The organism is Ruegeria sp. AF3 (assembly GCF_056536285.1).
Window position 1 is genome coordinate 2,152,044 of record NZ_JBQFJM010000001.1, and the last position, 25,124, is coordinate 2,177,167.

A 25,124-nucleotide genomic window follows, 5' to 3' on the forward strand; every position below is an offset into this window, starting at 1 on the left:
AAGCATTCCTCGATATGACGTTGAGAGTTACTGCACTGAGGTTATGAATGTCTCCGGAGGATCCAAGATGATCTTCAACGGTTGCATCGACATGGAACAGTCTGCCTACAACAATTTAAAGCGCTCCTGGGCTTCACTGCCATCACAAACGAAAACTTACTGCGACGAGGTGGGGAGCGTCGCTGGGGGAAGCTACGCGATTTTGGAAGGCTGTATGCAGATGGAAAACCAAGCATCTGACAACACCTCATTTTTTGAATACTGAAGTACCGAGGAAGCTGTGAAGAAACTAGTTATTGTCGCAATCGCCTTGGTTGCCGCTCTGATCGGTATGAACTGGGTACGGGTTAACGAGCCGACGCAGAATGCACTCAAATACAGAGACAGCTTCGATGCTCTGGGTTACTACCAGTATGGCGTCAGTCCAGAGACGATTGTTTTCGATCTGAGGAACGTTGGGCCGAGGGCCTCAGCGGCGGATGTGATGGGTGGTTTTCTTGACTTCGCGGATGAGTTCAGTGACCGCGAATTCAAAAATGTGATCCTTGCATACAAGGGAACTCAAAAGTTCATTCTCTCGGGACGTGATTTCAAGGTGTTGGGGATCACCCGATCCACCGAAAATCCAGTGTACTTGTTGCGGACATTTCCGGAGAAATTGCGGACGATGGACGGTCAACGAGCATACGGCTCGTGGACAGGAGGCATGATTGGCGTTCTCGGAGCTCAAATGGACGATCTCAACAAGATGGCGGACGAGTGGTTTCGTGATGAAGCCAGAACTGCTTTCAGATCTTGAAGAATAATTGGAGACAAGAAATGACCTCAACTTGGAAGCGCGGAATGACCAACGCTGCCCTGTTGGCCACGACCATGTTGGTTTCGGCCCCTGCGTTTTCTCAGGAGTTGGATGCGAGCATTGAGATACTGAAACAGGATATTGCGCAGACAGAGGCAAAGATCGGGTTTTTGGAGAATCCAGACTCGCTTGTCGGCATTTTGATGCAATCCCGACTGGAGACGACCAGACTAACGCTTGCACTTGTTGAGAACCAGAAACTGGCATCAGAAGGTGCCGGGACTGTTGAGATTGTTGTGCCGGCCGTCCAGCCTGATCCGGAGAAAGCCTCGGAGTGTTGATTTCCGCTGAGAAGTGACCCGGTATTTTCACCGAGATTTGACCCACCTTTGTTTATGTCTCAGCGTTTATGTTGTGGTCAATGTTGGCGTTTCCTTTCTCGTTTTCCTTGCTTCAGAACTTGCCTTGAAGCGGTAGCTGTCGTTACCGGTTTCGAGGATGTGGCAGCGGTGCGTGAGGCGGTCGAGGAGAGCTGTTGTCATCTTTGCATCCCCGAAGACCTGCGCCCATTCAGAGAAGCTGAGGTTGGTTGTGATGATGACGCTGGTGCGCTCATAGAGCTTGCTGAGCAGGTGGAATAGCAGTGCGCCGCCGGATGAGCTGAATGGCAGGTAGCCGAGCTCGTCGAGAATGACCAAGTCGACCTTGGTCATCATCTCAGCCATCTTCCCGGTTTTGCCTAGCACCTTTTCCTGCTCCAGCGCATTGACCAGTTCCACTGTCGAATAGAAGCGGACTTTACGCCTGTGATGTTCGATGGCCTGAACGCCGATGGCAGTCGCGATGTGGCTCTTGCCAGTACCGGGGCCGCCGATCAGGACAACGTTCTCTGCATTTTCCATGAACTCTCCGCGGTGCAATTGCCGGACAGTGGCCTCGTTGATCTCACTGGATTTGAAGTCGAAGCCTGCGAGGTCTTTGTAAGAGGGGAAGCGCGCCACCTTGGTGTGATAGGCGATTGACCGCACCTCCCGCTCAGCGATCTCAGCTTTGAGAAGCTGAGACAGCATCGGTGTTGCGGTCTCGAAGGCGGGCGCGCCCTGAGCGACCAGATCCTCTACTGCATTTGCCATGCCATACAGCTTGAGGCTGCGCAGCATGATCACGACGGAAGCTCCTGCTGGATCATGACGCATGGCGCTTCTCCCCGGTTTGTCTCAGATCATCGTAGCGGTCCACGTTTGCCTTCGGGGTCGTTTCCAAAGCCAGCGCATCTGGTGGGTCGATCTCTGGAAGGTCTGTTTGCTTCTTGTCAATCAAGCGGTGCAGCAGGTTCAGGATATGCGTCTTGGTAGGAACCCCGGCTTCCAACGCCAATTCTACGGCGCGTAGAACTGCGTCCTCGTCGTGATGCAAAACCAGTGACAGGATATCGACCATTTCCCTGTCACCACCCTCTTTGCGGAGCATATGATCCTGGAGTCGACGGAAGGCATCTGGCATCTCTGTGAACGGCGCACCGTTACGCAGAGCACCCGGTTTACGTTGGATGACTGCCAAATAGTGACGCCAATCGTAGACCACTCTGCCAGGCTTGCGATGTGACCGCTCTATGATCCGCTCATGTGAACAAACGGTTTGGCCCTCAGCCACGATGACCAGACGTTCGGGGTAGACATGCAGGCTGATACGCTGGTTGGCAAAGCTGGCCGGCACGCTGTACCGGTTGCGTTCGAAGGTCACCAGGCATGTCGGCGATACCCGTTTGCTGTGTTCGACAAATCCATCGAAGGCGGGCGGCAGCGCCATCAACGTGGGCTTCTCAGCTTCCCATGCATCAGCAACAGTACCCGGCAATTCCCGGTGCTTTGTCTCGGCCCATAGGGCGACACAGCGATCCTCAAGCCATTGGTTCAGCTCGCCCAGATCCTTGAAGATGGGCATGACCTGCCACAGCCGGTTGCGCGCATCGCGGACGTTCTTCTCGACCTGACCTTTCTCCCAACCCGCAGCAGGGTTGCAGAACTCTGGTTCAAAAACATAATGGCTGGCCATGGCCTTGAAGCGGGCATTGATGTCACGCTGCTTGCCTCGGCCCACACGGTCCACGGCCGTCTTCATATTATCGTAAATCCCGCGGCCGGGAACGCCACCAAACACGCGGAACGCATGCCAATGGGCGTCAAACAGCATCTCATGCGCTTGCAACGGATAGGCTCGCACGAGGAAAGCCCGGCTGTGTGAGAGTTTGATATGGGCGACCTGAAGCTTGACCCGATCTCCACCGATATTGGCCCAGTCTTCGCTCCAGTCGAACTGGAACGCTTCACCCGGCTGGAATACCAGCGGCACGTAAGTTCCGCGTCCCGTCGTCTGTTCCGCACGGTGCCGATCTGACCGCCACGTCCGCGCGAATGCGGCAACACGGCCATAGGATCCTTCATAACCCAGCTTCACCAGATCAGCATGCATCTGCTTCACCGTGCGCCGCTCCTTGCGGGGCTTGCGTGTCTGGGCGAGCAGCCAGGCAGACAACCGATCCGCATACGGATCCAATTTGCTAGAACGCGGCGGTGTCTTGAACTTCGGTTCTACAGCGCCTTCGCGTAGATACTTTTTGATGGTGTTGCGAGACAGCCCCGTGCGCCGTGAAATCTCGCGAATTGGCATTTTGTCACGCAATGCCCAGCGTCGTATGACACTCAAAAATCCCATGTCGATCACTCCAAATCTCCCCAAACGAAAACGTCGGGGCAATGTGCTCACATGGGTCAATTCTCAGTGAAAATTATCTGGCTTACCGGCTCACTTCTCAGCGGAAATCAACACGTGTAGGTCTCAACGATGCTCGAAACATGTTGTCCTGGAACTCATCGCACGGCTCGCGCGGTTGCGGGGAGGAACATCTGCCACGTTCTGGCGGGGCGGGCCTGTTTTATTGCTTCGCAACTGACTGATCAGGCGGCATTGGAGCGCGTGTCAGCAATATTGCACCTGGTATTGCTAAGTTAGTTTTTAGGTCACGTTCTGGAAACGGTTTTTGGGCAGCAAAGCCCGATTGCCGTTTAGACCTGTGGCCGACACCGAATTAGGAGATTCGCAATTTCTATCGACAGTTTCGCGGACTCTGAGATTGGAAAACACTTGACCGACGCTGCACGTCGTTGTCGCATGGTTTTCTTCACCGGACTACCAGCATCTGGAAAGTCGTTCCTGTTGCGTCAGCAGATATCCATTGCGATCTCCTTGGGACGTCGTGTGCATATTATGCGTTGGGACACGGGGCTCGCGGCGTTTCAGACCGAAGACATACTCGCGAGTTATCCAGATGTTTCAGATGGAACTCATCCGTTGGTACGAAGGGCCGCTGGATTGTGGGGGCGGAGAGCCCTGGCGCGATGGCTGGTAGAGAATACCGACCCCACAGACATGATTGTCGGTGAAGTCCCTATCATCGGAAACAGGTTTTCCGAGTTCATCCAGGTGCAGCCGGATCAGGTTGAACCAACCTTAGCATCCGAGGAAACCACATTCATCTATCCTGTTCCCACAAAAAGCTTGCGTGCCGATCTCGAAGCCATCCGAAGGTCAACGTTTGCGAACCCAAAACATCCTGATGAGGCCAGAGATGCGCCTCCACCGACAATGGAACTGGCCTGGCGCCTAACATGCGCCAAGGCTGTTGAATTGGGCTTAGTCTCTAAGGTTGACACCCATTCTCCGTATGAGGAGGCGATCTATGTCCGATTTTTTGAGCACCTGCTGCAACACCGAAACGCCGTCAGAATTGCGGTCGATACGATTTATTCAGATGCCGGGTCAGCCCATGACCTGAATGCGAACATCTTGGAACTCAGTGCAAGCCCAAACGAAGTGCAACGTGCTGTCGCAGAGGTAGAGGCTGCTTTCACAGTCCAGGAAGTCGTCCGAGACGTCGAAAACTGGTATCAGGTGTAGTCCCGGGCAAAAGTCAGCTCCATTGGTATACCCGAAACCGATAAGGTTGGTTGCGAAGGTCCAAATTGGGCTGCCTGTGGTCATCCACCCTCAACAGGCGAGTGACAGTATTGTCCGCTCCTCGTGTGTCGACCAAAGCTGCGGCGAAAGAGAGATTTGGATTAGGCCGAATTTTGCGCCGATGAATGACCGCAAACGAGAAATCCTCTGCGATGCAACAAATGGCGTGTCGCGCCTGCGAGGGGTTTCTGCGTCAGCAAAAGCGGCGTGAGCAAAAGTCGGCTCCATCCCGCAACTCGGAGTTTGCAAAGCACGATTTTGAAGGTCCGGTTTGGGTTGCCCTTGATCACTGATGGGATGGCAAGCGTTTCTTGCGGTATGCTGAAGCCGGCATACCCACATATCTTCGAAAGGCATTTCGGAAGCTTGATGGCTCGGTATATCCAACTTCAGCAGCTATTTCGTCGATGGGCAAATCGGTCGTCTCAAGCATTTGCTTGGCTTCCTCTACCCTGAGAGTCTGAATGTACTCGACTGGCGTCTGCCCCGTGGCTTTGCGAAACCGCCGCAACAGACTACGCTCCGTCAAACCGCTTCGGGCGGCCATGGCGGTAACCGGGGTTGGCAGGGCATAGTTATCCGCGGCCCAAACCTGAGCATCTGCAACCAGAGCATCCTCGTGCTGTGCTCCCGCAGTCAAAGAAGCGTAGTGCAACTGTCCTTCAGTGTGAGGCTGGAGCAGATAAATCTTGGCGAGGCGTCGGGCCTCATCCTGGCCAGCAACTCGGCCGACCAGATACAGAACCAGATCACCCCACGCAGACGCTCCGCCTGCCGTCACGATCCGGTGCCCGTCACCCGCAGGTATCAGAATCCGTTCACGGCGCACGCGGACATCCGGGAATTTCCGGGCAATGACATCACAGAAACTCCAATGGCTGGTGGCATCAAGCCCATCCAGCAATCCTGCCGCCGCGAGTAAGAGCGCACCAGAACAAACAGAAGTTATGATCGCGCCGTCAGCATGCGCCTTGATAAGCCACGGGACCACAACCGCGAATTCATCTGGCAACGGTGCGTCAGGCGCAAGATGCAGGTCAGGAACGATTACCAAGTCAGGCTGACCAAATTCGGCCAGTGATCCGTCCGGCGTGATACGTCGTCCGTTGATGTCGACATAGGGTGCTCCATCTACCGACAACATCTGGGCGTCAAAAACCTTCGCCTTGGGACGGGCCCCATGCAGCATTTCCCAATCCCGGCCGACCGAAGCGAGCGCATCGAGAATACTGTAAGCCGTCGAGGTTCCGACGCAGGGCAAAGTCACAACCACTGTACGGCAGGGAGCTTTGAATGCTGGCATCGATATGTCCGATATTCACCGATTTGGTCATTTGCAGGCATATCACGACTCGCAAGCTTGCGGCAATACCGACGCAGAAACAGACGAGATGAACCCTAATAGTACCGGAGAAACCACATGAACGAACAAGCAGCAGTCACTTTTGATGAGGCCAAGGCAGAGCGCTTTGGTGAGCAGATGGTCGGCACATTAAATAGTGCCGCGCTCGCGCTGATGACGTCGATTGGTCACCGTACCCATCTATTTGACGCGCTCGCCGATTTACCTAACGCCACCTCCTCAACTCTGGCCGAGAAGGCTGGCTTGGCCGAGCGCTACGTACGCGAATGGTTGGCCGTGATGGTGACATCGGGCGTGGTCGAATACGCCCCCGGAGCTGGAACCTACACTCTTCCCCCTGAACACGCGGCGTTGCTTACCCATGCGGCAAAACCCGACAACATGGCTGTAACCTGCCAGTTCATTGGTGTCATGGCTTCGGTCGAGGAAGATATGGTCGCGCGGTTTCGAGATGGTGCGGGCACCCATTACCATGACTACTGCCGATTTCACGAAGTGATGGCAGAAGACAGCGCCCAGCTGGTGGTATCAGCCCTGATCGAGCACATCCTTCCTGTGGAACCTGGCCTGATCGAACGTCTTGAGCGCGGCATCGATGTTCTGGATGTAGGTTGCGGTGCGGGCCGCGCGATGATGGAACTGGCACAGGCCTTCCCCGCAAGCCGCTTTGTCGGGATCGATCTATGTGAGGACGCCTTTACTGAAACGCAAGTCTCAGCGGCACGCATGGGTCTGAAGAACCTAACGTTTCGTGCGCAGGACCTTTCCAAAATCAATTCTCTGGGAAGTTTCGATCTGATCACAGCGTTTGATGCGGTCCACGACCAGAAAGACCCGCAGGGACTATTGGACCTTGTCTACCGCTCGCTCGCCGAGGACGGATTGTTCCTGATGCAAGATATAGGCGGGTCCCGGAACCTGGAAACCAATATCCAAAATCCGTTTGCGCCCCTGCTTTACTCCCTGTCGCTGATGCACTGTACCCCAGTGTCGATTGGACAAGGCGGGCCAGGCCTCGGTGCAATGTGGGGCATTGAGACAGCACAGGAATATCTCGCCAATGCAGGCTTCGGTCAGGTCAAGACCCATCACCTGCCTCATGATCAACTCAACGCATACTTTTTCGCGCGCCGTTAAGCGCACTGTTTTTGGAGTTCTCAAATGAAAGTTTCTCATTCAACAACCGCCATCATTATCGGAGCCGGTCTTTCCGGGCTGGCTGCGGCCTTTGAGCTGCGCGCCCGGAATATCCCGTTCACCATTCTGGAAGCGTCCGACAGGGTGGCCGACCCGTGGCGCGCACGGCATCCGAAGTTGCGACTGAACATTCATCGCCATTTCGCCAGCCTCCCCGGACATCACGCACCTCGTAAAGCGGACACCTTTTTGCCCCGAGATGCTGTTGTCGACTACCTGAGCGAGTATGCGCGTCAGTTTGCTTCCGATATCCATTTCGAGACCCGTGTCCTGTCAATCCGCCGTGAAGACGACATCTGGCAGATCGAAACCAACAGGGGCACCTATTTCAGCGCCCACCTGATTGTCGCAACGGGGCGGGAGAAAGTGCCTGATATGCCCGTTTGGCCGGGCATGGAGGAGTTTGGCGGTCAAATCGTTCACGCCGCCGACTTTGGTGACCCCAGTGAATACGACGGGAAGAAAGTCCTTGTCATCGGGGCCGGCAACTCAGGCACAGATGTGTTGAATCATTTGTCGCGCAGCAATCCGGCCCAGGTCTGGGTATCGGTCAGGCATGGGCCATCGATCCTGCCATCGCGCGTCTTCGGCTTTTCGTTACAGCGGCTGGCCAACCTGTTCACGCTATTCCCCAAATGGTCACTCGATCCGATCTTTTCGATCATGCAGCGTGCCTTCTTTGGAAACTTGCGCCGTTATGGCCTGCGCCGCCATGTCATGGGCGGTGGTTCCCGGATGCTGAAAGACGGAGTTACCTTCGCTCTGGATGATGGATTCGTTTCTGCGCTGAAATCTGGTCAGTTTACGGCCGTCAGCGAAACCGTCGGCTTTTCGCCCCACGCCGTTGAACTGGCCAGCGGTCGAAAGCTCCACCCCGACGTGGTGATCTGCGCCACTGGATATGGAGCAGATCTGGATGAACTCTTCGGGCACATGGGTGCGTTGGACAACAAGGGTTATCCACTACATCCAATGGGTCAGGAAGATCCTCAAAATCCCGGTCTTTGGTTCACTGGGTACGGATTGTTGTTTCAGGGATTTTTCCACGCAGCAGGCATAAGCGCAAGTCGTATTGCAAACCAAATCGAAGCGTGTGCCAATGCGTCGTCCCAAGCTCAATCATCAGGGTATCTGTCACAAGGAGCAAATCAAGGCGTTCAGTCTTTGGAAGGAGCGGTGCGATGAACTTTTCAAACTCCGCACTGATGTTGTCGCCGCCAAGGGGTTGGCGGCTGCATATCACGAACGCTTACCGACTCTTCAGACACTTACTGCGCCGGAAACGGAAGTATTGCTGCATGGATGAATTGCCTAGCCATCTGTTGCGGGACGTAGGTCTTGAGCGCCTCATTGATGTGAAACCTGATACTAGGTTCCAGCACCGTCTGATGTAGCACCGTTCGAGTGCCCGCTTTGGGCTGCCTTCAGTCGTAGACACGGGAGGTAGCGGAGGTCGACTACGAGCCCAGAGCGGTCATTTCCTTGACGCCGTGAATATCCAGTTCAGGTGGGCACCGGGCAACTTACATCATGTGGGGTATTGCCAGAGACTACTTCGGGCCGCACTGTAGTTCGGGGAAAGCTTTCACATCGCAGCAAGGATTTCATCTGATGGCTCTCGAAATTATTGGCGCCGGCTTCGGGCGTACTGGCACGGACTCCCTCCGTGAAGCATTGGCGGTTCTCGGCTTCGGACCTTGCCACCACATGCATGAGATCCGGGATAATCCGGAGAAAGCGGGTCCATGGCATGATTATTTTTGTGGTGGGTCGCCACTTGATCTCGACCTGCTTTTCGACGGCTACCGGTCCCAAGTCGACTGGCCTGGCGCCCATCTCTGGCGCGAGTCGGCTGAACGCTATCCGAACGCGAAGGTAATCCTGTCGGTTCGTGATCCGGAGGACTGGTACGCGTCCTACTCGAAGACGATCAAGGTTTTTCGCGAAACCGAAATGCCGCCGGAGGCGGCACATATGCGTCAAATCCAGGAGTTCGTGGATGTCTTCCTGGGCGACCGCTTCGACACTGAGGAACGCGCAATAAAAGACTTCCAGACGCATGTTGCCGAGGTGAAGTCTGTGATCCCGGCGGACCGTCTGCTAGTGTATGAACTTGGCTCAGGATGGGAGCCGCTCTGTGAGTTCCTCGGGGTATCTGTGCCGGATCAAACCTATCCGCATACAAACGCCACGACAGACTTTCAGAAGCATAATATTGAACTGCAAAAATAGTCCGCAAAGCACGCTGTCAGGTCGCGTCTGCGGCAGCTTCGTCCCGCAACACGAGAATTGCAAAGTCGGATTTTGAAGGTTCGCTTCGGGCTGAAAAGTGGGCATAGATCTTGGAGAGTGCAGCGTAAGATTTGATGCGCTCTGTAGACTTTCATTCAATACACGACGATAGCCCGGTATTCCTCACACACTTTGCTCTGCGAGCAGATCCAGTAACGCATTTTGCCGACGGACCATTCGTTCCAGTTCCGCCGCCAGTTCTTCCTCTTGCACCCTGGCTTCACGAAGCTCGCCTTCGAGTTCAGCCACTTTTGCCGTTTCGCTCGTCGGGGTGCGTTCATAGAAGGCGATTAGTTCGAGAAAGAGAGCGGTTTTGGCTCCTTTCCCATGGCCTGCAAACTGGACGGCCAGTGCGCCAAAATGCTCGAATATTTCCTCCGAGACCATGAACTGGAGAGGTTTGGTTACCGTATCGGGCTTTGATGACGTCATAGGTTTATCCTTATTATTCTGATGTGCTCTCGTTCGGTTTTGCCGGGAGAGCACTTTGAATTGCTTCCTCGCCGCGCGGATCATGCAGACGGCAGTTCTATCGATTTCTCATGGAGGTATCCGTGTACCAGACGCCCCAGAATGCGGATGGATTTATGCACCTTGTACGTGTCAGCCAGTGCTTCGACCTCGCCGATATCAAGCGAGAAGAACTCCCGCCTGAGACCGTGGTCCGCCGCATATCCACCGACGAGACTGTTGATGATGGCAGGCACCTGCTCCTGCGTCGGTTGCGGGATCTCATAGACCTTGCAACGGCTCCGCAGCGGCGCCGAGATCTTGTTCAGCACGTTTGCGGTGAAGATCCAGTTCACATGTGATGCATCGACTTCGGTGGTCAGGTATTTTTCCCGGTAACGCCTGGCTTCTTCGGGCTCCAACAGCCCCAGGAGTTCACCCTGGATATCCCCGTTTCTGCCGGAATGGGTCTTGTCAATCTCGTCCAGGATAATGACAGGGTTTAAAACGCGTGCCGAAGCGACAGCCTGGGTTACAATGCCCGGATGAGCGCTATGCCACCCCGCGGACAAACCGAACAGATGATTTTCCGAAATACCGCCCACATTGGCAGACTGGGCGTATAGCCCAAGTGTCTTGCAAAGCTCCCTCGAAAACTTGGTTTTGCCGATACCAGGAGAACCAACCAAAAGCGTCGGTCGGAACCGGATGACATCTGATCCCATGCCCCAATTCAATTCGATGTCGTGAACAATACCGTCGACGGCCCGCTTGCAGTGTGGGAAATTTGTTGTCAGCAAGCGAACTTTCTCAAGGTGATCCGGAACTTTGAGGCGCGCGAACTGGCCACTCCATTCAACCAACTCCCGGATGTGTTTTGGCATTTCGTTTTTGAGATTGCGCGGCAGGTAGTCAAAGTCGCTTTGGCCGATGAGGTAACCCGCGTCGAGCTTATCGGGATCTTCTCCAGACTCACGATCCTCTGCCAACTTCGTCTGGTAGTTTTTGACAAGTAATCCAGCGACCTGGTGCCAGACATCCATGCTGGGCATCTGGTTGATTGCATATGCCGCGAAAGATGTCGGGATCGGATCGTCTGATTTCAGCTTGTCGATTTCGGTTTGGCGCCAATCTGGATCGTCCGTGTCGGCATAGCATACTGCTTCAGCACCTCGGCATTTGATCACCTTAAACGCGTCTAGGTCATGTTGACAAAAGGGATTCACATCAGTCGGCGGGCATGATTCAAGCTGGTATCTACGACGGAGACCAGCTTGGCACGAGACCTGATGTCGGACGAGGAATGGGCGTTCTTTGAGCGGTTCATCTTGGCTGTCCGCGCCCCGAATGGACGCAAGCCTATCAACCACCGCCTTGTTCTTGATGGGATTTTCTGGATTTCCAGGACAGGGGCTCCGTGGCGCGACCTGCCGGAAGAGTTCGGCAAGTGGTTCAGCGTCTACCGACAGTTTCGGCGCTGGACACTGGCGGGGTTATGGGAAGAGATTATGGACGCCTTGAACCGAAGTGGAGCAGTGCCAGACGCCCTGCAAATGATCGATAGCACCGTAATCCGCGCCCATCATCAGGCAGCGGGTGCAAAAGGGGGACTCCGCGACAGGGTTTTGGCCGTTCGAGAGGTGGCTTCACGACCAAGATCCACCTTCTCGTAAACGCACACGGCTTGCCTATGAGGACCGAGATCACACCGGGCCAGACATCTGACTATCGTGGTTTCGATTTGGTCATGGCAGATAATTTGCCTCAGCCGCGCGTGTTATTAGCAGATCGCGGCTATGATGCTGACAAAATACACAAAAAGATGAATGATCGAGATGTGATGACCCAGATTCCCATGCGGAAAACCAGAAAGATGCGCGTTGGCGTCGACCGCTCACTTTATCGTCTGCGAAATCGGGTCGAGCGCTGCTTCAACAAGCTCAAGAACGCTCGGCGTGTTGCAACCCGCTACGACAAGACCGCAGAAAGCTTCCTGGGATTCATCGATATAACGTCCATCCGACTTTGGTTTCGCCATTTGTCAACATGACCTAAGCAAAAATTGGTATCGGCCGCGCGAAGTCCGATGCAGTCCTTGTTGTTCATTAGAATTGCTCAATTGCCACAGAAAATTTCCCACAAGAACAAAATTTCTTAATTGTTCTCATTGAGCTTTAAGGTGGATTCGACTCATTTAATTCATACGGGGACCAGGCAGTTGTCAATTTGTAGCGCTGGAAGTCTAAGCCGAGTTTCACGGTACAAGATTTTGGTGGGCTTCAGCTCATTGATCTCAATTTATTTGATACTATCCGCCAGCGCGCAAGCCCAAAGCTCACAAGCCTGCGTGGAATTGGGTTCTCCTCGAATTGAGTACTCTTCTGGATCTGAAAGCACTCGCGTTAATCAAACAATCTCAACGACGGAACGCACGTGTCTCCCGATCCCAAACGGACCCATTACAGGACTTACAATTGGAAACTCCTCAATTACTTCCTCAGGTGAAATTGAGTTGTATGTTCCGGGCCAAAATACCGTTCCAAGCAATGCTTCAGTTTTAACACTTTTGAATGTCGATGTCGCGGCGGGTAGCGGAGACTTTGTCTCCCGGGAAGCGTTGGCAACAAACATCAACGGGAAGCTCAGAGTGAACCTCATTGGAACTTCGATTGGTTCCGGCAGATCAATGACGTTCGCTCCCTTCAACGGCGCGAATATCGACCCCACTGAAGTCTACTTCCAGTCCGACCGCCCGCTAACCTATGACAACCTGACCGTTATGGGAGCCACCGAAGTAGTTTTCGGAGCCTACTATTTTCAGACTCGGGTTGCTGAGGCTTCTGATTTCACACTGACGAATAGTTCGATTTTCTCAACCAGCGATATGGCGATAGCCGCAGGCACGACTGTTCGCCTCGATACCACAAGCAGTTTGAACACCGTAAACTTTGAGAATTTTGGCACGTTGGCCGGAACGGGAAGCGTGAACGCATTCAACTTCACAGTTAAGAACGGAGGGGTGCTTTCGCCGGGCTTTTCAATTGGTACGCTCAACAATAGTGGCGGAATCGCTTTTGAAACTGGGTCAAGACTTTTGAGCGAAGTCGATCCGACGGCCGGTCAGAAAGTCGACTTGGTGTCATCCAGCGGGCCCGTGACAGGGATTAACCGCGCCACCATACAAGTCGAAGCCGCTCGTCCCGGCCTGACTGCGCAGGACTATGCAGCTGGCAACGACTACACGGTTTTTCAAGCCTCGAGTTTCGATGGAAACTCCCCAACTCTTGTTGCCGGAGGATCTTTGCCCGCCCTATCCAGTCTGAGTATCTCAAACACGCCAACCGCAGACGGTAGAATCGACATAACGTTTTCGACTCTCCCCGTCTCGAGTTTACCGCAACATCCATCAGTTGTTGGATCTCCCAATGCAAGCAACCTTGCTGGTGCGGTGGCTAACACCACAAACACGTCACCTGGAACTAATCTGACCAATGGCTCAACCTTGGGTAATACCGTTAACACGCTTACCAATTCAGGTTTGGCTGGGTTTAATCGTGTGCACGCAGAACCCTATTCCTCTAATTTGACCGTGGGGCTGGAGCAACTTGACCTGATAACTAACACAGTGCTGAGCCACGCTGACTGCCGCAAGTATCAAGCAGTTGGCTTCAGCAATGAGGATCAACCCGTTGCAGCAGGCGACATCGACTTGGCCCAGAGCCCGAGCGGCGCAATAGACTGCTCTGATCGGCGCTGGTGGATCGACACGGCCTATGTGAGCGGAGACGTTGATGGAAGTAACGGCCTCGGGACATTCGACTATTCGCTGGGCACCATTTTGGTCGGAGCGGATGTCGCAAGCACCGATAGAGGTGTGGTCGGCGTCTACGCAGGTTTTGGGACATCCTCCATGGATGAACACGATCAAGTCGATCAGGATTTTTCGACCGACAGCTATCATGTGGGCGTCTATGGGCGTACAACAACCGGAACTTGGGAGTTCTCCGGACTGATCGGTTACATGTTCGGTGAAACCGACGCCAAGCGGAATAACCCTTCTGTTGATGGCTTTACGGGAGGCGAGGCAAAGTCTGATTTGGACCAAGAGGGCATCCATGCCGGTATCCAGGCACGGAAGCTGTTTAACCTGGACAGCGGTGCAAGGGTTTCTACGGTTTTTGGAGTGAACTACGGGCGTATTCAACAAGGTTCAGGCACAGAGACCGGCGGTGGTGATTTCAACTACTCGATTGAAAAAGCAAACGCAGAGTCTCTGGTCGCCTCCATTGGAGTTGACTACCAACGGGACTTCTTGACAGAGAGTGGTTTGCTGACCCCAATCGCCTTCGCCCGGTATGAATATGACTTCTTTGCCAACAAGGATAGTGAGCACGGAATCACAGTTACAAGTCCATTGTTCGGAACATTTACACAAGTCGGACAAAATCGAGGAGCAAATGGCTTCGTTCTCGGGCTTGGACTGGGCTATCAGATCTCTGATCTGGCCAGACTAACGGCAGGATATGGCTATTCAGTTCGCTCCAACGGCCAAGAGCATGGCCTCGGTGCAAACTTAAGTGTTCGGTTCTGATTAGGGTGGACCAACGAAGAGGAGTGGTAAGCTAGCTGCAACAACTTGCGGAAGCTATCGTGGCGATGTGGGCTTCATTCTCTAGCGATCAAAATTTGGGGATATTAAAAACATAAAGCCGTGATTGTTGATTTCCGCTGAGAAGTGAGCCGGTAAGCCAGATAATTTTCACTGAGAATTGACCCATGTGAGCACATTGCCCCGACGTTTTCGTTTGGGGAGATTTGGAGTGATCGACATGGGATTTTTGAGTGTCATACGACGCTGGGCATTGCGTGACAAAATGCCAATTCGCGAGATTTCACGGCGCACGGGGCTGTCTCGCAACACCATCAAAAAGTATCTACGCGAAGGCGCTGTAGAACCGAAGTTCAAGACACCGCCGCGTTCTAGCAAATTGGATCCGTATGCGGATCGGTTGTCTGCCTGGCTGCTCGCCCAGACACGCAAGCCCCGCAAGGAGCGGCGCACGGTGAAGCAGATGCATGCTGATCTGGTGAAGCTGGGTTATGAAGGATCCTATGGCCGTGTTGCCGCATTCGCGCGGACGTGGCGGTCAGATCGGCACCGTGCGGAACAGACGACGGGACGCGGAACTTACGTGCCGCTGGTATTCCAGCCGGGTGAAGCGTTCCAGTTCGACTGGAGCGAAGACTGGGCCAATATCGGTGGAGATCGGGTCAAGCTTCAGGTCGCCCATATCAAACTCTCACACAGCCGGGCTTTCCTCGTGCGAGCCTATCCGTTGCAAGCGCATGAGATGCTGTTTGACGCCCATTGGCATGCGTTCCGCGTGTTTGGTGGCGTTCCCGGCCGCGGGATTTACGATAATATGAAGACGGCCGTGGACCGTGTGGGCCGAGGCAAGCAGCGTGACATCAATGCCCGCTTCAAGGCCATGGCCAGCCATTATGTTTTTGAACCAGAGTTCTGCAACCCTGCTGCGGGTTGGGAGAAAGGTCAGGTCGAGAAGAACGTCCGCGATGCGCGCAACCGGCTGTGGCAGGTCATGCCCATCTTCAAGGATCTGGGCGAGCTGAACCAATGGCTTGAGGATCGCTGTGTCGCCCTATGGGCCGAGACAAAGCACCGGGAATTGCCGGGTACTGTTGCTGATGCATGGGAAGCTGAGAAGCCCACGTTGATGGCGCTGCCGCCCGCCTTCGATGGATTTGTCGAACACAGCAAACGGGTATCGCCGACATGCCTGGTGACCTTCGAACGCAACCGGTACAGCGTGCCGGCCAGCTTTGCCAACCAGCGTATCAGCCTGCATGTCTACCCCGAACGTCTGGTCATCGTGGCTGAGGGCCAAACCGTTTGTTCACATGAGCGGATCATAGAGCGGTCACATCGCAAGCCTGGCAGAGTGGTCTACGATTGGCGTCACTATTTGGCAGTCATCCAACGTAAACCGGGTGCTCTGCGTAACGGTGCGCCGTTCACAGAGATGCCAGATGCCTTCCGTCGACTCCAGGATCATATGCTCCGCAAAGAGGGTGGTGACAGGGAAATGGTCGATATCCTGTCACTGGTTTTGCATCACGACGAGGACGCAGTTCTACGCGCCGTAGAATTGGCGTTGGAAGCCGGGGTTCCTACCAAGACGCATATCCTGAACCTGCTGCACCGCTTGATTGACAAGAAGCAAACAGACCTTCCAGAGATCGACCCACCAGATGCGCTGGCTTTGGAAACGACCCCGAAGGCAAACGTGGACCGCTACGATGATCTGAGACAAACCGGGGAGAAGCGCCATGCGTCATGATCCAGCAGGAGCTTCCGTCGTGATCATGCTGCGCAGCCTCAAGCTGTATGGCATGGCAAATGCAGTAGAGGATCTGGTCGCTCAGGGCGCGCCCGCCTTCGAGACCGCAACACCGATGCTGTCTCAGCTTCTCAAAGCTGAGATCGCTGAGCGGGAGGTGCGGTCAATCGCCTATCACACCAAGGTGGCGCGCTTCCCTCTTACAAAGACCTCGCAGGCTTCGACTTCAAATCCAGTGAGATCAACGAGGCCACTGTCCGGCAATTGCACCGCGGAGAGTTCATGGAAAATGCAGAGAACGTTGTCCTGATCGGCGGCCCCGGTACTGGCAAGAGCCACATCGCGACTGCCATCGGCGTTCAGGCCATCGAACATCACAGGCGTAAAGTCCGCTTCTATTCGACAGTGGAACTGGTCAATGCGCTGGAGCAGGAAAAGGTGCTAGGCAAAACCGGGAAGATGGCTGAGATGATGACCAAGGTCGACTTGGTCATTCTCGACGAGCTCGGCTACCTGCCATTCAGCTCATCCGGCGGCGCACTGCTATTCCACCTGCTCAGCAAGCTCTATGAGCGCACCAGCGTCATCATCACAACCAACCTCAGCTTCTCTGAATGGGCGCAGGTCTTCGGGGATGCAAAGATGACAACAGCTCTCCTCGACCGCCTCACGCACCGCTGCCACATCCTCGAAACCGGTAACGACAGCTACCGCTTCAAGGCAAGTTCTGAAGCAAGGAAAACGAGAAAGGAAACGCCAACATTGACCACAACATAAACGCTGAGACATAAACAAAGGTGGGTCAAATCTCGGTGAAAATACCGGGTCACTTCTCAGCGGAAATCAACAGCTTTGATAGTCGAAAGATCCGTTTCCGCAACTGGTGCGACCGTATTGAGTGTTTTTGCCGAAGTCCGCATAAAACCCGGTTGAAAACCCCTCATCGCACAGGGTTTCGCGCTGAACGTTACTCAGACCCGTTCGATCCTTGTCACCGCCTTTGAAGCCAGAGCGATACAAAACTCCGCTCAAGACCGGGCGAAAGAAAGCGACGCCATCAACACCTCCGTCGCCACCCTTTGAAAGCATTTGACTGTTGCTTGGGCCACCGTTTCGACTGGTTACGTCAGGATTTGCAGTAGTTGCAAGAACACCAATGAATATCAGTGACGTCAATAACCGCATGCCAGCTCCTTTCTATTTTTGAGCCTGTTATGCTCAAACTCTTCCCACTTTGTAATCTATTGGAGCGGCTCATTCTCGAGATCCATTTCAAGTGGGTGATAAGCCTTCCGCCATGCAGCGTTAAATTGGCCACACCAGGTTGATGATAAAGACGACCACGAAGTAGGCCAGAAAAACTTTCCAGTTCCATTGGTGGTTGCTTTCTTCGTTGATCACGCCGGACGACTTCAATGCCAGGTTTGTTATAATTAGAGCGACGATGGTGACCGCTGCATGCGCCAAGTGGTAATGCAAACTAAAGCTCCCTTTTGCAGATGTTAGATTGATGACAATGTGTCAGCAGTCACCTGATGGCAGCATAGTTACATCTGAGTACCTTCCCTCAGACGTCGTGATCCGAGCACATGCACCAGTATCCGTGTTAAACCAGTAAGAGGTCAGCCCTTCGCTTCGGATGAGTTCAAATCCGAGACTCTGGATGCCCATTTCAGTCTGTCCCGCTCTTGCCCCTTCAAATGACGAAAGATCGCTAGAGCTGCCCACAGTTGGTGCACTTGCATCCACCGATCCGCCACTCTCATCGCATGCTGCGAGCGCAGCAATACACGCCGTGCCTATCACCAATAGGACCTTGGATTTCATCTTTTCGCTCCTTGCAGTATTGGACTAGAGATCCAGGATTTCTGGTCGATAACCTATTCAATTCCGAAAATTACGTTGTAGTCGACGGAAGAGTTGCTGCGATTGATAACCTCCACAACATGATCACCGGATTGCCAAAGCTGTCCTCGATACTCATTGTCCGCCGACATCAATCCCAACAGTTCAGAACCATCGGGGTTACGAATGACGTAGTCCATGGAGCCATTTCGCGGAGCAACGCGGACGTAAAGGAACTGTTCGTTCTTTGCACCGAGAAGGTATTGCTGCGACGCTCCGGGCGCGAGTTGGCCAACAAGTTCGGCGCCAGTGGAGCCGGCATCGAATTTGACACGTTGGTTACCGGTAGAGCCGGGGGCACCTGCCATGGCGCCACCGCCATCATCCATCGCCTCGACAACCGACATCTCGCCAATGCTTCCATCCTTGTACGCGATACAGCGCCAAAGCGTTCCGCCTGCGTCGCGTAGCATGACGAGCGTACCTGCTTCCGAGAACTCTGAGCTTTCTATCGTACCGGATTGACCGTCTGGTCCACCAACCTGCCGCAAATGGTCGATGCAAGCGTCGTCGGCGTCTGACATGGCCAGCGCGGCTGTTCCGCTGATCGCAAGTACAGGAGTGACAAGGTTCATTAGACTACGTTTCACAAGCAGGTCCTCTTTTGGTCTATCCTTGATGTTCTGTTCCTCGTGGGCAGGAACCTTATTTCGCATCCCTCAACTTTGATAGAAACTCATCGCATGCCTGTGCGCTGCCGACGACCTCGTCTATCGTTTCAAGTCCTTGCAGTGTTGCCATCTCGGAATTTACGCGATTGAGGATCTGATCCGCTTGCTCGGCGGTGATCAGATTTTCAGCTTGTGCTCCTTTCAATGTGGTGCAGTCACCGGCGGACAAGCCTGTCGCAACGCCAACACCCACCGCGGCGCCGCCACCCAGGGTCATCGCCCCAACCACGCCGAGGACGAGCCCGATCACAATACCCAAGATCACTTTTCCCATGTTTTCCTCCCTTTTGGTGAGGATAAGCGCGGCTATTACTGCCGGCGCAAACCGTGTGCCCATCTGCAAATCAAGACCAGCGCCAACAGGTTGAGCACCGGTGCGAGCGCCGCGAACCACGGTTTGGCCGCCTCTGAGATCGAGTCCGCTACAAGTATCCAAGGTAGCCCCAACGGCAGAAGGAACACCCCGGACAAAGGGTCTCTTTCCTGTCCCAACCAGCCAAATGTGCCCGTCAAGAATGCAATCAACGCCAACAGGTAAAGGATCGCGAATACAATGATGGTGGTTCTACAAACCAAGTCGAACCTCAGCAGATCAAGCCAGTGCTGCGCAGCCGTTTTCGGCTACGCAGCAGACTGGTCACAATGCGCCTTCGTCGCCCAGGAACTCGATACCAGCTGTTGCTCCATCACTGTAGGCAATACAATTCCAAGGAGCACGATCCTCACCAACGCCGACAGTGACTTGTGTTCCCGCCTCGCTAAACGCGGATGAGAGCACCACGACTTGCGAATTGTTCGTTGTGCTAGCTACATCTCGCAAACATGCTTGCTGAGCCGGCGTGAGCTCGGCGGGCGCGCTTGATGTACTCGTATCGTCGCAGGCCGCAAGCAGTGCGAAACAAGTTGCGCCCGCAATCTTCACCATCTTGTTGGTCATTTTCTTCTCCCTCTGGGTTCGTTGAAATTAATCAAATTGGATGTGCTTGTTTGAATCTCTCGTATCTGGACAGCCAATGGAAAATACCTCGACCCTGTGACTATCTTGCCCAAAACCTGCCGCGGAGGGCTTTTTCGACGGAACGATTTTTCGTTGACTGCCGAGACCGCCAACAACGCGTGATGCCCGAATGGCGCCACTGGAAAAAGCTAAAGCGAACTCTGGAGGGAGGGCTAGTTCGTTAAGTCCAAGCATCGCGTCCTCCCAACGCTCGATCAATGTAGAAGGCCTTCCGACCGCCAGCACTCACTCCAGCAGTCGGAAGGGCTCGGCACAGCGAGCAGCAGCGACCACAACGGAGGTAAAATAAAGTTGTGTCGAATTCGAATGTTTGAATCTTATTCTTCATAAATCAATTTTTTTTGTAAACTTCTTTACGCTCTCGTACGATAGGCTTCTGCTTTTAAACAAAAAGGTAGGTGGGAGCACTCATAAGGGAGAATGTGTTCTTTTGGGTCGGCGACGCGTTCTGAGTTCGCACAGAAACTAAGAAAGGATTGAAAATGGGGTTTGTTGAAGCCGTTAAAACGTGTTTCTCGAAATACTTCCAGTTCTCCGGTCGGGCTATACGCTCAGAATACTGGTGGTTCTTCTTGTTTGTGGTTCTCGTGAGTGCTGCTTTAGCTGTGCTGGATACGATCATATTCGGGACCAACCCCGAAACGGGGCAAGGATCTCGGGTTCTGTCCTTTGTTTTCCAACTTGCAGTTATCATACCTATGCTGGCCGCCGGTTGGCGGAGGCTGCATGATACAGGACGACCTGGCTGGTATTTGCTGCTGCCGATGGCGCTCAGCATTACAACGCTTTTTGTTATGTTGGGTGGGGTGGCGTTCTTCTCGGTGTTGGAGCAAGGGACCGAAAACCCCGATGCATTACGAGGACCCGCCGCAGTCCTGGGCGTAACCGGTATTGTTGTTGTCTCAATTCTTCAATTGGTTCTGTCCATCTTGATGATCTGGTGGCTGACACGACCTTCGGAAGAAGGCGCAAACGAATACGGCGCACCTGATTCCTGATCTGGTGGCCGGGGCGGCGGGCCGGATTCTCTGCTGAATGAAAGTGCGAAACGCAACAAAATGGAGAGAGAAAATGAGTTTAAAGACGATTTCCATTGGAGCGCTAATGATAGTAATAGCAACCACGGCATCGGCGGAGTGGTCGTTCAGTTCCGGGCCCAACCCCAATGCCTTTATTCAGACCGGAAACATGACGCTGGAACTTCAGTGTAATCGTATCCGCTTTGCTCCGGCTGGATATGAGGATAGCCAGGACATCGTGGAAAAGCAGGGGCTCTCCATTCGTTTTTTGAAGAACGGCACCACCGAGGTTGGTGCATTTCAGGTTGGCGCAGAAAACGCTGCCATGCAGATCGTCGACAACTATCCCGTCGAGGTCAGTTTCAATAGTCAAGAGGACTATGGTTTTGTACTGGACCAGCTTGCGGCCAATGCAACAGTTAATCTGTCGATGATTGATCAAGATGTAAGCTACGGGATCTTTGACTTGAAAGGTTCCGGCGCGGCAATTCGGTCCCTTCGTTCTGCCTGCGATTCAGGTGCTAGCCAGTGGGCCTCCTACGAAGCACCCGAAGGCATTGTCTATTGTGGTGGCGGAGCGATAAAACGCCAGATCGAATATGTAATTCTGGACAACCCGGAGGGGGAGTGGGACGCGCGAGTAACGGTCAACGGCGAGTCGATCAGAGCCATGACGGCCTACAGTTACTTTGGAAACTCTGTGCCGCCCGCCGGATTTGTCGTCGCCCTGCTTGGGGAGGACAGGTCCGAGTTTCTGATTTTTAGCGAAGGCTCGGCAAACTGGCTGGAATATGGGGACTATAGGTATGATCAGTGCAATTGATACCTCCTTCCAACCAGCTTCCCAAATAGCGCGTCAGATGAAATGTTTGCTCGCCGGAGTTATGCTTGCTTCGGGCCTTGTTTGGACCTCACCAGCTGTCGCGGCTGATGTATCGCAACTTCCGTCCGGTTTGCAGGCGAAGGTTGATCTGGCGGCACGAGCCTGCGCGGAGTTCAACGATGGTCAGTTTGACATAGCCTGGGGCGCGGTTGAAAGGGTCGATCTCGACGGAGATCTACAACGCGACTGGGTTCTGAATGAGGCTGGTTTTGCGTGTTCGAGCGCCGCATCTCTTTACTGCGGAACTGGCGGATGCATGTCGCACTTTTGGGTTAGCGAAGAGGTGCACTCCTTGCTCAACCAAGGCTGGACAGTCGTTGATTTTGGGCGCCAACGCGTTGTCGTCGCAGATATTCATGGATCCAATTGCGGCGGAATAAACCCAACCCCTTGCGTCACAGCCAATGTTTGGGATGCGGAAAGCAAGACATGGCGCTCGTCAGCTGGCGATTGGGAGTAAACTGCATTTGGGCACCGTATAAAAGCCTGAGAGCCTGTTTGTTCGATGGGTTCTCTGTGGCACGCAAACTTATGGGCAAATCGTGCAAAGTTATGCGCAAATACCGCGCAGAGTTATGGGCAAGCTTCCAAGATTTTCTTCAATGAAATCAATGTTGGGAATGCAGCGTTATGAGCGCACCTACACGGTTTGTGGGTGTCGCGGAAAAGGTTCACCTCGTATTCCGAACCGCACACTGGCCTGTTCCGCGCAAATTGCTGGGTGTTCTTCCTTTCAAATGGGGAATGCTGACACGCCTTGTTGCAGCCCTGATCCCTCCGTATGTGAGACCCAGCCCAATCGTGCGCGCTATCCACTCAATAGGATATCCGTTGCCCTGGCTGTTCTGGCGTATCGTAGAACTGCTGCTCAGTACCCAGCAACGATTGCGAACGCAAATCGCACGTGGTGAGACCCTGATGCCTGAGACGCCTGTCGAATTCGACGCGTTTACGGAAGTAACTATGGTTCCACGTCCTGAGCTCATCGACTTTATCCGATCTGGTAAGATTTCTGCACATCGAACAGGTGTGAGTGCATTCTCTTCCAACGGAATCGACCTTGCGGATGGGGATTCTCTTGAGGTCGATTGCGTGGTCTTCGGCACGGGCTGGAAGACCGGCTACCCATATCTACCGAAGTCGATACTCAACTCTTTGGATGATGGGCCGGATGGGTTCTATTTATACCGGCATGTCCTGCACCCCTCGGTGCCAAACCTTGCATTCGTGGGTCGGGCGTCCTCCTTCATGAGTGTGACGACCTTCGCGCTTCAGGCCAAATGGCTTGCGGAAGTCGTTGCAGGTCGTGTGCTCCTACCGGATGCTGAGGCCATGCAAAGCGATATCGATGCGCTCAAGTCCTGGAAACAATCATGGATGCCAAAAGGGCCGGCACGTTCCGCCACACTTCTGCTTCACATGTTCCACTATCACGATGAACTCCTACTCGACATGAGTGCGGACCCACTTCGCAAACGCGGTATCCTGGCGCCGATTTCTGAACTGATTGTGCCTTATCGTGCGGCCGACTTTCGAGACGTAGCCTAAGCGATTTGTACGAGAAGCCCCTAATATCCTTGTGACACTTCTTTAAATTGGATGCGCGGGAGGGTTTTTGTTTGGAACGACACCTAGCGGCAATACTCGCAGCTGACATTGTTGGCTATAGCGCGCTTGTCAGTACTGACGAGCAGGCCACTTTGCACGCTAACAAGGGTAACTTTGGAGCGCTGGAGCCGCATATCGGATTGAATGGCGGGCGCCTGTTCAAAAAGACCGGTGACGGTTTTTTGCATAGTTTTCTTCGGTTTTGGATGCGGTGGCGTGTGCGGAAACGATGCAGCGTCAGATGGTTGAGCGGAACGCGGCACGCGGGCAAATCCCGGAGGTTCAATTTCGTATGGGAATTCACGCGGGTGATGTTTTTGATGACAACGGTGATGTTCTTGGTGACGGCGTCAACATCGCGGCCCGGCTGGAAGGTCTGGCTCCTCCCGTAGGCATTATCGTTTCAATGGGGGTATACGAAGACGTCATAGGTAAGGTGGATATTGCGTTCGCAGAAATAGGATCGCAATACCTGAAGAATATCGCGCGCACTGTGACAGCCTACTCTGTTCAGACTTCATTCGTCACCACGCGCCCAGCAGCTCAATCTCGCCCTGACAAACCTCCAGTGGCCGTATTGGCGTTTGAAAATCTGCCGTCTGACGCAGAGCAGGACTATTTCGCAGAAGGTATTACCGAAGACATTATTACCAGCTTGTCCAGAGTGCCCTGGACATTCGTAGTCGCCCGAAACTCTTCTTTTCTTACAAAGGGCTTTCTGTTGATGTGCGTCGTATAGGCCGTGAACTTGGTGTCCGCTACGTGCTGGAGGGTTCTGATTGTGGAGTTGGTAACCGGTTGGGTGTGACTGGAAAGCTGATTGGCGCGCAAACCGGATCGCATGACTGGGCGGATCGATACGATGGCAAGCGCGACGATGTTTTTGACCTCCAGGGTCAAATTTCTGAGAACGTTGTAGCTTCAATTGCACCAAGCATAAGACAGGTTAAGATCGATCTCGTTCTGCCCACAAGCGCCCGTATATGCTAGGAGCATATGATCACTTCCTGCGAGCACAGGCAGCGACCTACAGGTTCAGCTCCACTGAGGCGGACGACCATGAGAACGGCGGTGAGAAAGCCTGCCACAGTAGCGGCGGGATGACCCTGCTGCGGGCGCGAATAAGTCGTCCAGCTTTGCCCTTTCTTTTGACGGAGGGAGGGAGGATCTTCACCGTGGATTTGTATCGTAAAGTTCGTTTGCCGTGTGCTGAGGGCATGAGTCAGCGATAAGCGGCTTCGGATGGCAAATATGCCAAGGGCCACCTTTGGCTGGAAGCACCCGGAGATGTGCCACCTTTTGAAGATGCGGTCTGGTTGCGGGGGCATGATGGACAGTCCATTGGAATCTTCCCCTCTCATGATATGGTGATTTTGCGATTGGGATTGACACCGTCTCGGCTGGGTTACTCACACTTGCCACTGGCCAAGGAACTGATTTCCGCCACTGGGGGCTAGGGTACCAGTGTGCTGATACCAATTGGCCACGACAGACAAATCACGCATGACGGACAGATATTTCGACAGATACATCCTCGATCAGG

Annotated in this window: 24 protein-coding genes and 2 pseudogenes; 16 read left to right on the forward strand and 10 right to left on the reverse strand. The window is 53.9% G+C overall.

Features of this window, described 5'->3' with window-relative positions:
* The first annotated feature begins 67 nt into the window (after positions 1-67).
* From ACR3FC_RS10860 to ACR3FC_RS10870, 3 genes are read left to right on the forward strand one after another with little or no spacing between them, the layout of a single operon-like run.
* Positions 68-265: a hypothetical protein gene (locus ACR3FC_RS10860; RefSeq protein WP_480474836.1), complete on the forward strand. Its 198-nt coding sequence runs from the start codon at positions 68-70 to the stop codon at positions 263-265.
* 15 nt (positions 266-280) lie between these two features.
* Positions 281-799: a hypothetical protein gene (locus ACR3FC_RS10865; protein WP_480474837.1), complete on the forward strand. Its 519-nt coding sequence runs from the start codon at positions 281-283 to the stop codon at positions 797-799.
* Positions 800-843: 44 nt separating this feature from the next.
* Positions 844-1,140: a hypothetical protein gene (locus ACR3FC_RS10870; RefSeq protein ID WP_480474838.1), complete on the forward strand. Its 297-nt coding sequence runs from the start codon at positions 844-846 to the stop codon at positions 1,138-1,140.
* Between the two features lie 66 nt (positions 1,141-1,206).
* Here the strand turns inward: ACR3FC_RS10870 and istB (ACR3FC_RS10875) are convergent, their stop codons facing one another.
* Together istB (ACR3FC_RS10875) and istA (ACR3FC_RS10880) are read right to left on the reverse strand one after the other, a co-directional pair.
* Positions 1,207-1,995 (reverse strand): IS21-like element helper ATPase IstB, encoded by a 789-nt coding sequence (istB, locus tag ACR3FC_RS10875; RefSeq protein ID WP_480474839.1) that lies wholly within the window; start codon positions 1,993-1,995, stop codon positions 1,207-1,209.
* Positions 1,985-3,514 (reverse strand): IS21 family transposase, encoded by a 1,530-nt coding sequence (istA, locus tag ACR3FC_RS10880; RefSeq protein ID WP_480474840.1) that lies wholly within the window; start codon positions 3,512-3,514, stop codon positions 1,985-1,987. The genes istB (ACR3FC_RS10875) and istA (ACR3FC_RS10880) overlap by 11 nt, the downstream gene beginning before the upstream one ends.
* A 429-nt stretch (positions 3,515-3,943) precedes the next feature.
* On the opposite strand from istA (ACR3FC_RS10880), the gene ACR3FC_RS10885 reads away from it, so the two are divergent.
* Positions 3,944-4,756 (forward strand): DEAD/DEAH box helicase family protein, encoded by an 813-nt coding sequence (locus ACR3FC_RS10885; RefSeq protein ID WP_480474841.1) that lies wholly within the window; start codon positions 3,944-3,946, stop codon positions 4,754-4,756.
* A gap of 346 nt (positions 4,757-5,102) precedes the next feature.
* On the opposite strand, the gene ACR3FC_RS10890 is transcribed toward ACR3FC_RS10885, so the two are convergent.
* Positions 5,103-6,119, reverse strand: a complete 1,017-nt coding sequence (locus ACR3FC_RS10890) for a GlxA family transcriptional regulator (RefSeq protein ID WP_480474842.1) — start codon at positions 6,117-6,119, stop codon at positions 5,103-5,105.
* 117 nt (positions 6,120-6,236) lie between these two features.
* Here ACR3FC_RS10890 and ACR3FC_RS10895 point away from each other — a divergent pair, with 117 nt between their 5' ends.
* The 3 genes from ACR3FC_RS10895 (at position 6,237) to ACR3FC_RS10905 (ending at position 9,608) form a co-directional block, all read left to right on the forward strand.
* Positions 6,237-7,316, forward strand: a complete 1,080-nt coding sequence (locus tag ACR3FC_RS10895; protein WP_480474843.1) for a class I SAM-dependent methyltransferase — start codon at positions 6,237-6,239, stop codon at positions 7,314-7,316.
* 24 nt (positions 7,317-7,340) lie between these two features.
* Complete coding sequence (locus tag ACR3FC_RS10900; RefSeq protein ID WP_480474844.1) at positions 7,341-8,561, forward strand: flavin-containing monooxygenase; 1,221 nt, start codon at positions 7,341-7,343, stop codon at positions 8,559-8,561.
* A gap of 426 nt (positions 8,562-8,987) precedes the next feature.
* The gene (locus ACR3FC_RS10905) at positions 8,988-9,608 is read left to right on the forward strand and encodes a sulfotransferase family protein (RefSeq protein WP_480474845.1); all 621 of its coding nucleotides are present in this window, start codon (positions 8,988-8,990) and stop codon (positions 9,606-9,608) included.
* Positions 9,609-9,791: 183 nt separating this feature from the next.
* On the opposite strand, the gene ACR3FC_RS10910 is transcribed toward ACR3FC_RS10905, so the two are convergent.
* Positions 9,792-10,100: a hypothetical protein gene (locus ACR3FC_RS10910; protein WP_480474846.1), complete on the reverse strand. Its 309-nt coding sequence runs from the start codon at positions 10,098-10,100 to the stop codon at positions 9,792-9,794.
* 80 nt (positions 10,101-10,180) lie between these two features.
* Positions 10,181-11,161, reverse strand: a complete 981-nt coding sequence (locus tag ACR3FC_RS10915; protein WP_480474847.1) for an AAA family ATPase — start codon at positions 11,159-11,161, stop codon at positions 10,181-10,183.
* Between the two features lie 246 nt (positions 11,162-11,407).
* On the opposite strand from ACR3FC_RS10915, the pseudogene ACR3FC_RS10920 reads away from it, so the two are divergent.
* From ACR3FC_RS10920 to istB (ACR3FC_RS10935), 4 genes and pseudogenes are all read left to right on the forward strand, one after another.
* Positions 11,408-12,168 (forward strand): annotated as a pseudogene (locus ACR3FC_RS10920) (IS5 family transposase).
* 462 nt (positions 12,169-12,630) lie between these two features.
* A complete protein-coding gene (locus tag ACR3FC_RS10925; protein ID WP_480474848.1) occupies positions 12,631-14,709 on the forward strand; it encodes an autotransporter family protein in 2,079 nt (692 codons plus the stop codon).
* 238 nt (positions 14,710-14,947) lie between these two features.
* On the forward strand, positions 14,948-16,477 hold the full coding sequence (gene istA, locus ACR3FC_RS10930; protein WP_480474840.1) for an IS21 family transposase: 1,530 nt from the start codon (positions 14,948-14,950) through the stop codon (positions 16,475-16,477).
* Positions 16,467-17,254: pseudogene (istB, locus tag ACR3FC_RS10935) on the forward strand (IS21-like element helper ATPase IstB). Before istA (ACR3FC_RS10930) ends, istB (ACR3FC_RS10935) begins: the two are co-directional and overlap by 11 nt.
* A gap of 66 nt (positions 17,255-17,320) precedes the next feature.
* On the opposite strand, the gene ACR3FC_RS10940 reads toward istB (ACR3FC_RS10935), so the two are convergent.
* The 5 genes from ACR3FC_RS10940 to ACR3FC_RS10960 form a co-directional block, all read right to left on the reverse strand.
* The gene (locus ACR3FC_RS10940) at positions 17,321-17,662 is read right to left on the reverse strand and encodes a hypothetical protein (RefSeq protein ID WP_480474849.1); all 342 of its coding nucleotides are present in this window, start codon (positions 17,660-17,662) and stop codon (positions 17,321-17,323) included.
* A 120-nt stretch (positions 17,663-17,782) separates the two neighbouring features.
* The gene (locus ACR3FC_RS10945) at positions 17,783-17,944 is read right to left on the reverse strand and encodes a hypothetical protein (RefSeq protein WP_480474850.1); all 162 of its coding nucleotides are present in this window, start codon (positions 17,942-17,944) and stop codon (positions 17,783-17,785) included.
* A gap of 413 nt (positions 17,945-18,357) precedes the next feature.
* Complete coding sequence (locus tag ACR3FC_RS10950) at positions 18,358-18,972, reverse strand: hypothetical protein (protein WP_480474851.1); 615 nt, start codon at positions 18,970-18,972, stop codon at positions 18,358-18,360.
* Between the two features lie 55 nt (positions 18,973-19,027).
* On the reverse strand, positions 19,028-19,327 hold the full coding sequence (locus ACR3FC_RS10955; RefSeq protein WP_480474852.1) for a hypothetical protein: 300 nt from the start codon (positions 19,325-19,327) through the stop codon (positions 19,028-19,030).
* 363 nt (positions 19,328-19,690) lie between these two features.
* A complete protein-coding gene (locus ACR3FC_RS10960; protein WP_480474853.1) occupies positions 19,691-19,990 on the reverse strand; it encodes a hypothetical protein in 300 nt (99 codons plus the stop codon).
* A 563-nt stretch (positions 19,991-20,553) separates the two neighbouring features.
* Between ACR3FC_RS10960 and ACR3FC_RS10965 the strand changes: the two genes are divergently transcribed.
* The 5 genes from ACR3FC_RS10965 to ACR3FC_RS10985 all read left to right on the forward strand — a co-directional run bounded on the left by ACR3FC_RS10965 (position 20,554) and on the right by ACR3FC_RS10985 (position 24,320).
* On the forward strand, positions 20,554-21,069 hold the full coding sequence (locus tag ACR3FC_RS10965) for a DUF805 domain-containing protein (protein WP_480474854.1): 516 nt from the start codon (positions 20,554-20,556) through the stop codon (positions 21,067-21,069).
* 73 nt (positions 21,070-21,142) lie between these two features.
* Positions 21,143-21,913 carry a hypothetical protein gene (locus ACR3FC_RS10970; protein WP_480474855.1) on the forward strand — a complete coding sequence of 257 codons (771 nt, stop codon included), beginning with the start codon at positions 21,143-21,145 and terminating at the stop codon, positions 21,911-21,913.
* On the forward strand, positions 21,897-22,433 hold the full coding sequence (locus ACR3FC_RS10975) for a hypothetical protein (RefSeq protein ID WP_480474856.1): 537 nt from the start codon (positions 21,897-21,899) through the stop codon (positions 22,431-22,433). Before ACR3FC_RS10970 ends, ACR3FC_RS10975 begins: the two co-directional genes overlap by 17 nt.
* A 170-nt stretch (positions 22,434-22,603) precedes the next feature.
* The gene (locus ACR3FC_RS10980; protein ID WP_480474857.1) at positions 22,604-23,521 is read left to right on the forward strand and encodes an NAD(P)/FAD-dependent oxidoreductase; all 918 of its coding nucleotides are present in this window, start codon (positions 22,604-22,606) and stop codon (positions 23,519-23,521) included.
* A 289-nt stretch (positions 23,522-23,810) separates the two neighbouring features.
* Positions 23,811-24,320 carry an adenylate/guanylate cyclase domain-containing protein gene (locus ACR3FC_RS10985; protein ID WP_480474858.1) on the forward strand — a complete coding sequence of 170 codons (510 nt, stop codon included), beginning with the start codon at positions 23,811-23,813 and terminating at the stop codon, positions 24,318-24,320.
* Positions 24,321-25,124: the final 804 nt, after the last annotated feature.

Excerpts from the sequence above, each read along its gene's own strand:
- ACR3FC_RS10985 (WP_480474858.1), top strand. The coding sequence starts at position 23,811 with ATGCAGCGTCAGATGGTTGAGCGGAACGCGGCACGCGGGCAAATCCCG.
- istA (WP_480474840.1), bottom strand. The coding sequence starts at position 3,514 with ATGGGATTTTTGAGTGTCATACGACGCTGGGCATTGCGTGACAAAATG.
- ACR3FC_RS10900 (WP_480474844.1), top strand. The coding sequence starts at position 7,341 with ATGAAAGTTTCTCATTCAACAACCGCCATCATTATCGGAGCCGGTCTT.
- istB (WP_480474839.1), bottom strand. The coding sequence starts at position 1,995 with ATGCGTCATGATCCAGCAGGAGCTTCCGTCGTGATCATGCTGCGCAGC.
- ACR3FC_RS10975 (WP_480474856.1), top strand. The coding sequence starts at position 21,897 with ATGATCAGTGCAATTGATACCTCCTTCCAACCAGCTTCCCAAATAGCG.
- ACR3FC_RS10910 (WP_480474846.1), bottom strand. The coding sequence starts at position 10,100 with ATGACGTCATCAAAGCCCGATACGGTAACCAAACCTCTCCAGTTCATG.
- istA (WP_480474840.1), top strand. The coding sequence starts at position 14,948 with ATGGGATTTTTGAGTGTCATACGACGCTGGGCATTGCGTGACAAAATG.
- ACR3FC_RS10890 (WP_480474842.1), bottom strand. The coding sequence starts at position 6,119 with ATGCCAGCATTCAAAGCTCCCTGCCGTACAGTGGTTGTGACTTTGCCC.
- ACR3FC_RS10970 (WP_480474855.1), top strand. The coding sequence starts at position 21,143 with ATGAGTTTAAAGACGATTTCCATTGGAGCGCTAATGATAGTAATAGCA.
- ACR3FC_RS10980 (WP_480474857.1), top strand. The coding sequence starts at position 22,604 with ATGAGCGCACCTACACGGTTTGTGGGTGTCGCGGAAAAGGTTCACCTC.
- ACR3FC_RS10895 (WP_480474843.1), top strand. The coding sequence starts at position 6,237 with ATGAACGAACAAGCAGCAGTCACTTTTGATGAGGCCAAGGCAGAGCGC.
- ACR3FC_RS10860 (WP_480474836.1), top strand. The coding sequence starts at position 68 with ATGATCTTCAACGGTTGCATCGACATGGAACAGTCTGCCTACAACAAT.
- ACR3FC_RS10905 (WP_480474845.1), top strand. The coding sequence starts at position 8,988 with ATGGCTCTCGAAATTATTGGCGCCGGCTTCGGGCGTACTGGCACGGAC.
- ACR3FC_RS10960 (WP_480474853.1), bottom strand. The coding sequence starts at position 19,990 with ATGACCAACAAGATGGTGAAGATTGCGGGCGCAACTTGTTTCGCACTG.
- ACR3FC_RS10965 (WP_480474854.1), top strand. The coding sequence starts at position 20,554 with ATGGGGTTTGTTGAAGCCGTTAAAACGTGTTTCTCGAAATACTTCCAG.
- ACR3FC_RS10940 (WP_480474849.1), bottom strand. The coding sequence starts at position 17,662 with ATGCGGTTATTGACGTCACTGATATTCATTGGTGTTCTTGCAACTACT.
- ACR3FC_RS10870 (WP_480474838.1), top strand. The coding sequence starts at position 844 with ATGACCAACGCTGCCCTGTTGGCCACGACCATGTTGGTTTCGGCCCCT.
- ACR3FC_RS10955 (WP_480474852.1), bottom strand. The coding sequence starts at position 19,327 with ATGGGAAAAGTGATCTTGGGTATTGTGATCGGGCTCGTCCTCGGCGTG.
- ACR3FC_RS10915 (WP_480474847.1), bottom strand. The coding sequence starts at position 11,161 with ATGGATGTCTGGCACCAGGTCGCTGGATTACTTGTCAAAAACTACCAG.